This is a genomic window from Myxococcus guangdongensis (assembly GCF_024198255.1).
Classification (GTDB): domain Bacteria; phylum Myxococcota; class Myxococcia; order Myxococcales; family Myxococcaceae; genus Myxococcus; species Myxococcus guangdongensis.
The window spans coordinates 283850-295682 of record NZ_JAJVKW010000009.1 but is presented as its reverse complement, the minus strand read 5'-3'; the positions used below and the strand labels follow the sequence as shown (position 1 = coordinate 295682).

Below are 11833 nucleotides of genomic sequence, written 5' to 3'. Positions count from 1 at the left end.
CGTGCTCATCCTACTAGAACGTCCAACGCAGCTTCTTGAGCGCCGCCTTGGCCTCGGCGTTGTCGGGGTCCAACTTCGCCGCGTCCTCGAAGACGCGCTTGGCCTGCTTCTTGGACCCTGAATCCATCAGCACCCGTCCCAACAACACCTGGTGCTCCACCCGCCCCGGCAACAGGTCCACGGCGCGCTGCGCCAGGACGCGCACCTCTCCGACGTCCTGGCCCTGCTGGAGCCCCAGCTTCGCCGAGCGGAAGGCCGCCTCGGCGTTCTGGTTGTCCAGCGAGAAGGCGAGCCGGTACGCCGCGAGCGCCCCGACGTCGTCCCCGTGCTGCTCCAGCTCCCGGCCCCGCGTCACCTCGACGGAGGCCCGCTGCTCGTCGTGACGGCGGCGCACCTCCACCAGCAGCGTCGCCACCTCGCGGTTCTTCGGGTCCATCGTCTGGACCTGGTGGAAGTCCTGGTACGCGCGCTCCCAGTCCCCACGGGACATGGCCGCCTTGCCCCGGGCCACCAGCTCCGTCAGGCGCACGTTCTTGGCCATGTACGGGTGGCGGGCGAGCCGGGCCTGTCGCTCGGCGCGGCGGGCCTCCGACTCCGCGTCGTTCACCGGCGGCGGCGCGGGCGCGGGCGCCGGAGGAGACAGCGGCGCGGGCCGGGCCGAGCGCAGGGGCGAAGGCGCGGGAGGCGGCGTCAGGCCGATGGGCGTCAGCTCCGTGGCCGGATACGAGGCCGCGGCCGGAGCCGGCGAGGCCGCTGCGGGCGGCGGCGAGGGCGCGGCGGCGGCGGTGGACGCCAGCGCGAGCGCCGGGTTCGCCTTGAGGTACGCGTCGCGCTTGTCCTGCTGGCTGAGGACGTTGTGGGCGTCGGTGAGCTTGCGGAAGATGCGCTCCATCCGCGCGCGGAAGCTGCCCAGGTTCTTCCCGAAGTAGCGGTCCGGATGGAAGCGGCGCGACGCGTTGTAGTACGCCTGCTTCACCTCGGTGGCCGGGGCGCCCGGGCGCAGGCCCAGGACGGCGAAGTAGTCCAGTCCGTCCAGCGCGCGCTCCAGTTCAATGATCTCCTTCTTGCGCTCCGGCTCGAGGTCCACCTCCTCGGCCATGGCCGCATCCACCGCGGGCGCCGGCTGGTTGCGCTGCACCACGCGCGCCGGGACGATGGCGCCCTTGGCCCGCAGCGCCAGCAGCACGGCGATGGTGCGCGCCTCACCCAGGGTGGAACGTGACAGCACCTGGTCGATGCGCTCCACCCTGCCGACGAGCGACAACACGCCTGCCTCCTCCGGCGAGAGCTGGAGGCGAGCGAGGTCCAGGTTGGGCACGGTGGCGATGTGGTCCGTCCGGGCCCCCAGGCCGACAATCGTGTTTGACGCGCTCACAGGACGGTCCGCTGAAGGGTTGCCGAATGGAACAGCCTAGGTTTGGGGGACGCGGGGCGTCAAACACCCAGTGCCCCCCTACCCCAGGCTCCGGCCGAGGGGAGACCGCCCTCAGAGGGCGGTCAGCACCCGCTCGATGATGGCCAGGCTCTGGTCCAGCTCTTCCCGGCTGATGGTGAACGGAGGGGCGAAGCGCACGGTCCGCTCACCCGCGGCGTTGCCGAGCACCCCCGCCTCGCGCAGCTTGCCGAGCACCACGGGCGCGTCGCGGTCCATCTCCAGGCCCACCAGCAGGCCCTGGCCCCGGACCTCCACCACGCGGCCCGCGGGCAGCCGGGACTGGATGCCCCGGAGCTTCTCCAGGAAGTACGCCCCCTTGGAGTTCACCTCGTCGAGGAAGCCCGGCTGGCGGATGACCTTCAGCACCGCGTTGGCGGCGGCGGCGGCCACCAGGTTGCCGCCGAAGGTGGAGCCGTGGCTGCCCGGCACCATGCTCGCGCCCACGTCGTCGCGGCACAGCATGGCGCCGATGGGCAGGCCGTTGCCCAGCGCCTTGGCCATGCTGATGGCGTCCGGGAGGATGCCGTCGCGCATGAAGCCGAAGGGGATGCCCGTGCGGCCCATGCCCGTCTGGATTTCATCCACCAGCAGCAGCAGGCCCTTCTCGTCGCACAGCGCCCGCAGCCCCTTGAGGAAACCCGGGGGGGCCTGACGCACGCCGCCCTCGCCCTGCACGGGCTCCACCAGGATGGCGGCCGTCGTGGGCTTCACCGCGGCGCGCACCGCGTCCAGGTCGCCATAAGGCACGTGGTGGAAGCCCGCGGGCAGCGGCTCGAAACCCGCGTGGTACTTCGGCTGCCCCGTGGCCGTGACGGTGGCCAGGGTGCGGCCGTGGAAGCTGCGCTCGAAGGTGATGACCTCGAAGCGCTCCGGCATGCCCCGGTCCTTCATCACCTTGCGGGCCAGCTTCAAGAGCGCCTCGTTGGCCTCCGCACCCGAGTTGCAGAAGAACGCGCGCGACAGGCCGCTCCACTCGCACAGCTGCGCCGCCAGGTCGATCTGCGGCTGCGAGTAGAACGCGTTGGAGACATGCCACAGCGTGTCCAGCTGCGCGTGCGCCGCCGCCACCACGTCCGGGTGGCAGTGCCCGAGCGCGCACGTCGCCACGCCTCCGATGAGGTCCAGGTACTCCCGCCCGTCCGCGTCCCACACGCGCGTACCCTGCCCTCGCGCCAGGACGATGGGCTGCTGCTTGTAGTTCTGCAGCAGGTGGTGGCGGGCCTTCTGGATGAGGGTGTCGTTGGAGCTGGGGGCGGCCGAGGGCACGGGTTGCGGCAAGGGAGTCAACCTTCCTTGTGGTGAGGGCACGGCGGTGTGCGCGCCATATAGCGCGCTAGAGGATGTAGCGCGACAGGTCCTCGTCCTGGACGATGGCGCCCAGCCGCTCACGCACATAATTGCCGTCCACCTGGAAGTCCCGGGGTCCCAGCTCGCTGGCGGAGAAGGAGACCTCGTCGAGCAGCCGCTCGAGCACGGTGTGCAGGCGGCGAGCGCCGATGTTCTGCGTGCGCTCGTTCGCCTGCTGTGCGATGCGCGCCAGCTCCGTCACCGCGTCGTCGGTGAAGGACAGGCGCACGCCCTCGGTGGAGAGCAGCGCGGTGTACTGGCGCAAGAGGGAGTTCTTCGGCTCGCGCAGGATTCGGATGAGGTCGTCGCCGGAGAGCGGCTCCAGCTCCACGCGGATGGGGAAGCGGCCCTGCAGCTCCGGGATGAGGTCGCTGGGCTTGGAGACGTGGAAGGCGCCCGCGGCGATGAAGAGCATGTGGTCCGTCTTCACCATGCCGTACTTGGTGTTGACGGTAGAGCCCTCGACGATGGGGAGGATGTCGCGCTGCACGCCCTCGCGCGAGACGTCCGGGCCTCCCCCGCCCTTGCCGCCGCCGTCGCGGCTGGCGATCTTGTCGATTTCGTCGATGAACACGATGCCGCTCGACTCGGCGCGCACCACGGCCTCGCGCTGCACGCGGTCCGGGTCCACCAGCTTCTGGGCCTCCTCCTGGCGCAGGAGCTGGAGCGCCTCCGGCACGCGCACCCGACGCCGCCGCGTCTTGCTCATGCCCGGCATGTTCTTGAAGAGGTCCTGCAGGTTGACGCCGATCTCCTCCATGCCCTGGCCAGAGAAGCCGCGCATGAAGGTGGGCGCGCTGTCGCTCGTCTCCAGCTCCACGAACTGGTCATCCAGCGTTCCCGCGCGCAATTGGGCGCGCAGCTTCTCGCGCTCGTTGTCGCCCAGGCGCTGGGGCGCGGGCTGCGGAGGTGGCGGCGCGAAGCCGAACGGCGGCGGCGAGGACGGCGTGCGCGGCGTGCCGTTGTTCTGCAGCAGCTCCATCAGCCGGTCCTCGGCCAGCTCCTCGGCGCGGGGGCGGACCTTCTCCGTCTCCTCGTCGCGCACCAGGCCGATGGCGGCCTCGACGAGGTCGCGAATCATCGACTCCACGTCGCGGCCCACGTAGCCCACCTCCGTGAACTTGGAGGCCTCCACCTTGACGAACGGCGCCTGCGCCAGCTTCGCGAGCCTGCGGGCGATCTCCGTCTTCCCCACGCCGGTGGGGCCGATCATGATGATGTTCTTCGGGTGGATTTCGTCGCGCAGGTCGTCGGAGACCTGCTGGCGGCGCCAGCGGTTGCGCAGGGCGATGGCCACCGCGCGCTTGGCGGCGTTCTGCCCGACGATGTAGCGGTCCAGCTCGCCCACCACCTCGCGAGGCGTGAAGGCGGACGTCTTGCGCGATTCGGCCACGGGGAGGCTCCTAGAGCTCTTCGATGGAGATGTTGGAGTTGGTGTAGATGTCGATTTCGCCCGCGATGGAGAGCGACTGCTGCGCCACCTCGCGAGCGGTCAGCTGCGTGTGGGCCATCAGCGCCCGGGCGGCGGCGAACGCGTAGGGGCCGCCGCTGCCCACCGCGGCGATGCCGTGGTCGGGCTCGATGACGTCACCGGCGCCGGAGAGGATGAACGTCTTGTCCTTGTCCGCGACGACGAGCAGCGCCTCCAGCCGGCGCAGGAAGCGGTCCGTGCGCCAGTCCTTGCCCAGCTCGACGCAGGCGCGCGCCATGTTCTTCTGGTGCTCCTTGAGCTTGCCCTCGAAGCGCTCGAACAGGGTGAAGGCATCGGCGGTGCTGCCCGCGAACCCGGCGAGGACCTGGCCCTCGCCCAGCTTGCGGACCTTCTTCGCCGTGTTCTTCATCACCGTCTTTTCGAGCGAGACCTGACCGTCGCTGGCGATGGCGACCTTTCCGTCGCGTCGCACACAGAGGATGGTGGTGCCGTGGAACATGGAGCGGGTTTAACAAGGCGCGCCCCGCGTTTCCAAGGAACACCGCCCGCCTGTCCGCTCCCGCACCGTTTCTCAGGCGCGGGGGTGGGCGGCGTCGTAGACCTGCTGGAGCTGCTCCCAGCTGACGTGGGTATACCGCTGCGTGGTGGACAGGCTCGCGTGGCCCAGCAGCTCCTGGATGCTGCGGATGTCCGCGCCCCCACCGAGCAGGTGCGTGGCGAAGGAGTGACGCAACGCGTGCGGACTCACCTTGCGCGCCAGCGCGCACTTGAGCACGTGCTGGTCCAGGTGTCGGCGGATGCTCCGAGGCGTCAGCCGGCCGCCGCGGAAGTTGAGGAAGATGGCCTCCGGCGCCTGTCCCGCCTTGGGCTCCGCGAGCAGCTCACCCCGGCGCGCCAGGTACGCCTCCAGCGAGCGGATGGCCTGCGCGTTGACGGGGACGAGGCGCTCCTTGCTGCCCTTGCCCATGACCCGGACGATGCGGCCGCTCCGGTCCACGGCGAGCAGGTCCAGGTCACACAGCTCGCTGATGCGCAGGCCGCCACCGTAGAGCATCTCCAGGATGGCCTTGTCGCGCAGGCCGAGCACGGACTTCAAGTCGTGCACGTCGAGCAGCGCGAAGACCTCCTCCACCGGCAGCACCTTGGGGAGCGCCTTGGGCAGCTTCGGGCTCTTGACCAGCTTGGCGGGGCTGGCGGGCAACAGCTTCTGGCGCACCAGGTACTTGTAGAAGGACTTGATGGAGGCCAGTCGCCGCGCGCGGCTGGCGGGCGCGTGGTCCACGCTCAGCGTGCCCAGGTAGCCGCGAATCGCCGCGTGGGTGCCGGCGAGCAGGGACGACTTCATCCGCTCGACCAGGTAGCGCTCGTAGTCCACCAGGTCGACCAGGTAGTTGCGCACCGTGTGCGGGGACGAGCCCTTCTCGTCCTCCAGGTGGACCCGGAACTTCTCCAAGAGCGGCGACAGGTTCGTCATGGCGAGGTGGAGCGTAGGGGGCCCGGAGAGCCTCGCAAGATTCCGGGCCCCACGAAACCCCTACTTCGTCGGCACGACGGGCGCGGCGGGAACGACCACCGGCGCGACAGGCGGCGTGGGCAGCAGCGCCACGCACGTGGCGTTTGACAGCCAGGCCTTCTGGCACATCCAGGTGAGGATGGGGTTGCGCACCTGCCAGAGCAGGATGAACAGCAGCAGCGCCGCGAGCCCCAGCCGGGCCCACCAGGACAGGCCCTCCGACTCGTCGTCCTCATCCTGCTGGGCGAGCAGCGCCGGGCGGACCATGTCGCGGTGGTCCACGCGCGCGCCCTTGGGCAGCTTGGGCCGGCGCGTCACCAGCGTGGACAGCCCGCGCGTGAGCATCAGCCGGTCATTGAGCGCCCAGCCGGAGCCCTCGAGCAGCAGCGCCAGGTTGCGGCGACGCAGCTTCAGCCAGCCGAGCAGCCCCGCGGGCGCCATGACGGCGATGGCGATGAGCGACGCGGCGGTGATGACATCCCCCAACGTCAGGGACTTCACCTGCGAGACGATGAACGCGAACGAGGAGCCGAGCGCCGCCGCCGCGATGCTGCCGGCCGCGATGACGCCCGCCAGCCCTCCAGGCGCGGCGGCCGGCGCGGGGGCCGGCGCCGCGGCGGGAGCAGGAGGCGCGGTGGGTGACGGGGCCGCGGCCACCGTCTTCGCGTAGCCCTCCTCCAGCGTCGAGTCGAAGGTCTTCTCGCCCGCGGTGGCCATCCCCTCCACCTTGCTGGTGATGAAGCCGGCCATGCGCGTGAAGGGCATGGTCATCGACTCCCACAGCGACACGGGCTGGCGGATGACGTGCGTCACCGTGGCGTCGTGCTCCTGGTCATCGACGTCGTAGAAGACGCCGCGCTTGCCCACGACCAGGTCCGTGCTGCGGCCGCGCGTGACGGGCACCGCGACCTCGTAGCCGGGCGTGCCGTCCTTGGGCGCCACCATCACGTAGAGAATGCACGTGGTGCCCTGGCTCGTCAGCGCGGCGTGCTCGGCGCGGTTCTTCGCGAGCACCGACAGCGTGTACTTGCGCCCACCGAGGATGAGCGTCCCCCGCTCCATCAGCGCCGGGGCCTTGGGCAGGTACAGGTTGGGCATGCTGATGAAGTTGTTGGCGAACACCAGCAGCCAGCGCTGGTAGAGCACCAGTCGCTCCAGCTCGACGATGGACGCGAGCGTCGGCGCCAGCGCGAGGTCCGCCTGGCTCGCGGCCTCCAGCGCGTCCACGTCCGAGAGCGACACCGTCTCCAGCGAACCCGCCAGCTTGTGCAGGGGGCTCGCGTCGCGCGCCGCGAACCACGCGAGCACCGCGTCCGCCTTCGCCACCAGCTCGCGCCACGCCGTGTCCGTCAGGCGCTCCGAGTCCCCCGTCAACGGCGCCGCGACGTCGCGACGGAACGCCTGGAGCTGCTCGTACGCGGGGCCGCGCAGCAGCCGCGACCACTCGAGCACGCCCGCCGCGTCGGGAGGCGCGATCGGCAGGTCGCCCGCGGCCTTGCCCAGCGCGGCCGTGTCACCGAGCGCGCCCTCCACCCGCTCCGCGCGCAGCCGCAGGGCCGCGGCCGCCTCGGGCTGCGCGGCGACGAGGCGGCACTGCAGGAAGTACGCGTCCAGGAGCGGCGACACCTCGCGGATGCGCTTGGCGCGCGACTCGCTCTCCTCGCCCCAGACGAAGACGTCGCCGCGCTTGCCCAGGTGGGTGAGCAGCGCCTGACGCTCGTCGCGGAAGCGCTGGAGCATCGGCTTGTCCACGCCCGCCTCGCCCGCGCGGTTCTTCACCTCGGGGAAGGACGCCATGATGTCGCGGGCGAGGGGCCGCAGGGACTCCGGCAGACGGTCTGGAGCGATGATGCCGTCACCGTTCTGCCCCGTCTTGCGCAGGGCCTCGTCGCTGGCGCGGACCTGGGCCAACGAGATGCGGCCCGTGTCCGCCGCGCCCACGGTGCGCAGAATCATGTCCGCCGCGCTCCGCAGCGGAGCCCCATCCGGCGACAGCGCGCCGAGCTCCAGCACGTCGCTGCTCGCGTCCGCGCCGCGCCGGTCCTTCAGGTGTCGAGCGGCCCAGTCCACCGCGCTGCGGACCTCCGCCACGCGGACGCGGCCATTGCCATCCGTGTCCAGGAACTTGAGGAAGGCCGGGTCACAGCTCAAGCCCTCCAACGGACACGCCGTGGCAATCCACTGCGTCTCGGGGATGCGCGAGGCCTCCACGAGCACATCGAAGGTGGGGATGTCGACCTGGAGCGAGCCGCCATAGCGGCGATACGTGAGCGGAGTCGAAGTCATACGCGCGGCGGACCTAAGCACACCCGAGGACCCTCGGGCGACACCGTGCGAGGGGCTCCCGGGTTGTCATCCCGGACCCGGTGTCTCCGGGCCAGGACGACCGCATGGGCCAAGCCATCGGAACGACGTGCCTCCCGCTGGCGAGAGGTCTGCACCCGTCGGCGGCACACCGCTTCACCTCCGAGAGGGAACCGATGCACACCGCCACCACTGAGTACGACGACCGTTTCCACCTGAGCCGCAAGCGCTACTTCCAGCTGCTCGCGCTCTCCAGCCTCTGGTTCACGGTGAACGACACCCCACTGCTCCCGGTGGGGTTCTTCTTCGCGCTGCGCTTCGTGGGCGCGAACTACGAGACGACCTTCTTCCACTCGCTGCGCACCGGCCACAAGGTGGTGTTCGCCTGCCTGGGCGTGGCGCTCTTCTCGCTGCTCGCCTTCGGCCCGCATGCGGGCTTCAGCATCGGGGACGGAGGCGTGAGGTTCCAGCTCACGCTCCGTTGACCCCGAGCCGAGGGACTCCGATTCAGGGAAGCGCGCTCACGCTGTAGACGCCCGCCTTGGGTCCCTGCGCGATGATGTAGACGGCGCGCGAGTCGTCCTTGCCGCCGAAGTACACGGGCACCTGGACGCCCTGGTCCAACGGCTTTCGCGCCTGCGTCTTCGCGTCGTACACGGCGATGTCGTACGTGTCCGAGTCCATCCGCGCGTACGTCGCCAGCACGCGCTGGCCCTCCGTGGACAGCTTGTAGCTGAAGATGCCCTGGAGCCACGTCTGCGGCTCGGCCTTCTGGGGCAGCTCCAGCGCCTTGAAGTCACACGCGCGGCCGTTGCGGATGCAGTTCGAGCGGAACACCACCTGACCGTTGCCCGGCATGAAGCCGTAGCCGAACACGCCCCGGTGCACCTTCTCCGCCTTCTCCGCGCCCAGCGGATAGAGCATCAGGTCCACCGAGTACTCGGGCTTGAGGAAGCGCGAGAGGAACGCCACGTAGCTCGCGTCCGCGCCCCACACGAAGTTGGGCACCCGGTCCCCCACCCGCTTGGGCGCACCGTCCGGCAGCGACGCCACCGCCATCAACCCCGCGCGCGCCGTCACGTCGTACTTGTCCAGGAAGCCCACCGCCTGCGAGTCCGGCGAGAAGGCGAAGGTCTCCACGCGCTCGCCCACCTTGCGGCCCGGGCCGCCCGCCGCGGGGCCCACGTACAAATCCCCCGGCACGTCCGGCTTGCCGTTCTCCGAGCGCGCCAGCCACTTGCCATCCGGCGAGAAGCCGAACGACTGCGACGCGACGGCCAGCCGCTTGGGCTTCTCCGACGGGAGCTCCGCCAGGTACAAGTCGTAGAGCCCGCGCACCGACTCGCTGCGCACCTGGAAGGCCACGCGCTGGCCATCCGGCGAAACCGCGTAGTCGCCCACCTGGTCCGCCAGCTTGCGCGGCGCGACCTCGGGCTTGTCCACGGACACCACGGCCAGGCCACCCGCCGCGGACAGCCGCCGCTTGAACAGGAGCGCCTTGCCGTCCGCGGTGAACTGCGCCGTGCTCACCTCGGCCGCCACGTCGACGAAGGGCCCCGCGGGCAGCGGCCCCAGCTTCAGCTTGCCGCCGTCGACGAACGCCACCTTCGAGCCATCCGGCGAGGGCAGCATGTAGCTGACCGCCGTGCCGAGCACCGCCGGCTCCGCCTTCGCGTCATCGAGCGTCGCCACGTTGAGCGTGCCGGACTGCGAGGCCGGGTTGTAGCCGGTGAGGTACAGCGCGTAGCGCGAGTCCGCGGAGAACAGGAGCCCGCCGGGCACGTTCGTCACGCTGTCGCCCAGCTTGCGAGGCTCCCCGCCCTCCACCGACACCACGCGCAGCTCGCCCAGCAGCATCTGCGGCGGCACGCCGTCCAGTCGGGGCTTCTGCCCGTTCATCAGGTACGTGGCGAAGCGGCCATCCGACGTGAGCCGAAGGTCCGCCGCGCGGCCCGCGTCCAGCAGCAGCCCCTGCCCCGCGCCCGCCGGAGCCCGTCCGGAGGGGCTCGGAGCGGCCGGCGCGCTCGGGGCCGCCGCCGAGGGCGTCGCGGCCGACGGGCTCCCCGCCGGCTTCGCGTCCTCGCTCTTCTTGCATCCGGTGCCAGCCACCACGAGCGAGGCGACCAGCCCCGCGCCCAGAAGTCGTCCCAGCCTCGGCCGAATCATGCGCTCCTCTGCTCCTCGTGCTCCGGGGCGCCCGATGCCGGGACACCCGCGTGTGGCAGCCACGCCGCCAGGTCCGTCCGCGCGCGGGCCGAATACGCCACCCGCTTCTCCGCCTTCTTCATCCGCCCCGTCAGCGGCGGGAAGAGCCCGAAGATGATGTTGGAGGGTTGATGCGGGTAGTCCGGGGGGTGCGCTTCGCCCGTCACATGACGGAACAGCGAGCCCAGCGCCGTCGTCGCCGGGGGCGGAACCCACGGCTTTCCGCTCAGCCGCGCATGCAGCGCCAGCGCCACCAGGTAGCCGCACGCCGCGCTCTCCACGTACCCCTCCACGCCCGACACCTGCCCCGCGAAGAACACCCGCGGCTCGCTCTTGAGCGACAAGTCAGCCGACAACAGGCGCGGCGAGTCGATGAACGTGTTGCGGTGGATCTGCCCCATCCGCAGGAAGTCCGCGTTCTGCAGCCCCGGGATGCAGGTGGTGAAGATGCGCTTCTGCTCGCCCCACGTCAGGCGCGTCTGGAAGCCCACCATGTTCCACGCCGTGCCCGCGCGGTCCTCCATGCGCAGCTGCACCACGGCATGGGGCTCCTTGCCCGTGCGCGGGTCTCTCAGCCCCACCGGCTTCATCGGCCCGTAGGCCAGCGTGTCGTCGCCGCGTTCCGCCATGACCTCGATGGGCAGACAGCCTTCGAAGTACTTCGGTTCCTCGAAGCTGTGCGGAACCACCTTCTGGCCCGCCTTCAGCTCCTCGATGAACCGGTAGTACTCCTCGCGGTTCATCGGCAGGTTCAGGTAGTCGTCCCCTCCGCCCTTGCCATAGCGGCTCTGCCGGAAGGCCACCGTCAGGTCGATGGAGTCCGCCGACAGGATGGGGGCGATGGAGTCGTAGAAATAGAGCTTCTGCCCCACGTGCCGCTCCAGCTCGCGCGTGAGGGCGTCGGACGTCAGCGGCCCGGTGGCCACCACCACCGGCCCCTCCTCGGGCAGCGTCTCCACCTCGCCCGCCACCAGCTCCACGTTCCCGGAGCCCCTCAGCGCCTGGGTGATGGCCTGGGAGAACCCCTCGCGCTCCACCGCCAGCGCGTCGCCCGCGGGCACCCGGTGCGCGTCCGCGCTCGACAACACCACCGAGCCCAAATCCCGCAGCTCCGCGTGCAGCAGGCCGATGGCGCTCTCCGGGTTGTCCGAGCGCAGCGAGTTGCTGCACACCAGCTCCGCGAGCGAATCCGACTTGTGCGCCGGCGAGCGCTTGTGGGGCTTCATCTCGCGCAGCACCACCGGCACGCCCCTGCGGGCGAGCTGGTACGCGCACTCCGTGCCCGCCAGGCCGCCGCCAATCACCGTCACCCGCTGCTTCACGTCCGACATCCGCGTCCTCCCGGGAGCGCCCACACGCGCGTGCCCGTCAGCCAACAGTTAGCAGGACTGGCACGCCCTGTCCCGACCCCGAATCCAGGAGCGTCAACCCGTCGCCGGGGACAAGCCACCGTGTCCGCCCGCCCGCCCCCCGAGCCACCTCCATCCCCCGTTGGAAGGCGCGGTTTCCGCACCTGGGTTGCACCCCTACGTTTCTCGCGTTCGTCGCTCGGGGCCGCGTGCTTCCGGGCGAGCGCAAGACGCACTCGAAGCAGCAT

At 70.7% G+C, this 11833-nt stretch carries 9 protein-coding genes; 1 reads left to right on the top strand and 8 read right to left on the bottom strand.

Annotation, left to right across the window (positions count from 1 at the left end):
- Window positions 1-13: 13 nt before the first annotated feature.
- From LXT21_RS27095 to LXT21_RS27070, 6 genes are all read right to left on the bottom strand, one after another.
- A complete protein-coding gene (locus LXT21_RS27095) occupies window positions 14-1375 on the bottom strand; it encodes a J domain-containing protein (protein ID WP_254041089.1) in 1362 nt (453 codons plus the stop codon).
- 111 nt (window positions 1376-1486) lie between these two features.
- Window positions 1487-2722: an aspartate aminotransferase family protein gene (locus LXT21_RS27090; RefSeq protein WP_254041088.1), complete on the bottom strand. Its 1236-nt coding sequence runs from the start codon at window positions 2720-2722 to the stop codon at window positions 1487-1489.
- A 46-nt stretch (window positions 2723-2768) separates the two neighbouring features.
- Complete coding sequence (gene hslU / locus LXT21_RS27085; RefSeq protein ID WP_254041087.1) at window positions 2769-4175, bottom strand: ATP-dependent protease ATPase subunit HslU; 1407 nt, start codon at window positions 4173-4175, stop codon at window positions 2769-2771.
- 10 nt (window positions 4176-4185) lie between these two features.
- On the bottom strand, window positions 4186-4713 hold the full coding sequence (hslV, locus tag LXT21_RS27080) for an ATP-dependent protease subunit HslV (protein ID WP_223751764.1): 528 nt from the start codon (window positions 4711-4713) through the stop codon (window positions 4186-4188).
- 72 nt (window positions 4714-4785) lie between these two features.
- Window positions 4786-5688 carry a tyrosine recombinase XerC gene (locus LXT21_RS27075; RefSeq protein WP_254041086.1) on the bottom strand — a complete coding sequence of 301 codons (903 nt, stop codon included), beginning with the start codon at window positions 5686-5688 and terminating at the stop codon, window positions 4786-4788.
- Between the two features lie 60 nt (window positions 5689-5748).
- Window positions 5749-8013, bottom strand: a complete 2265-nt coding sequence (locus tag LXT21_RS27070) for an EF-hand domain-containing protein (RefSeq protein ID WP_254041085.1) — start codon at window positions 8011-8013, stop codon at window positions 5749-5751.
- Between the two features lie 194 nt (window positions 8014-8207).
- Here LXT21_RS27070 and LXT21_RS27065 point away from each other — a divergent pair, with 194 nt between their 5' ends.
- Window positions 8208-8516, top strand: coding sequence for a hypothetical protein (locus LXT21_RS27065; protein WP_254041084.1), 309 nt, complete (start codon window positions 8208-8210; stop codon window positions 8514-8516).
- Between the two features lie 22 nt (window positions 8517-8538).
- On the opposite strand, the gene LXT21_RS27060 is transcribed toward LXT21_RS27065, so the two are convergent.
- Together LXT21_RS27060 and trmFO are read right to left on the bottom strand one after the other, a co-directional pair.
- Entirely contained in the window at window positions 8539-10197 is a 1659-nt protein-coding gene (locus tag LXT21_RS27060; protein WP_254041083.1) for a TolB-like translocation protein, read from the bottom strand.
- Window positions 10194-11567, bottom strand: a complete 1374-nt coding sequence (gene trmFO, locus LXT21_RS27055; RefSeq protein WP_254041082.1) for a methylenetetrahydrofolate--tRNA-(uracil(54)-C(5))-methyltransferase (FADH(2)-oxidizing) TrmFO — start codon at window positions 11565-11567, stop codon at window positions 10194-10196. Before trmFO ends, LXT21_RS27060 begins: the two co-directional genes overlap by 4 nt.
- Between the last annotated feature and the right edge of the window lie 266 nt (window positions 11568-11833).

Bases quoted from the DNA above. Each gene is read 5' to 3' on its own strand.
- LXT21_RS27065 (WP_254041084.1), top strand. From the start codon at position 8,208: ATGCACACCGCCACCACTGAGTACGACGACCGTTTCCACCTGAGCCGC.
- hslV (WP_223751764.1), bottom strand. From the start codon at position 4,713: ATGTTCCACGGCACCACCATCCTCTGTGTGCGACGCGACGGAAAGGTC.
- LXT21_RS27070 (WP_254041085.1), bottom strand. From the start codon at position 8,013: ATGACTTCGACTCCGCTCACGTATCGCCGCTATGGCGGCTCGCTCCAG.
- trmFO (WP_254041082.1), bottom strand. From the start codon at position 11,567: ATGTCGGACGTGAAGCAGCGGGTGACGGTGATTGGCGGCGGCCTGGCG.
- LXT21_RS27060 (WP_254041083.1), bottom strand. From the start codon at position 10,197: ATGATTCGGCCGAGGCTGGGACGACTTCTGGGCGCGGGGCTGGTCGCC.
- LXT21_RS27075 (WP_254041086.1), bottom strand. From the start codon at position 5,688: ATGACGAACCTGTCGCCGCTCTTGGAGAAGTTCCGGGTCCACCTGGAG.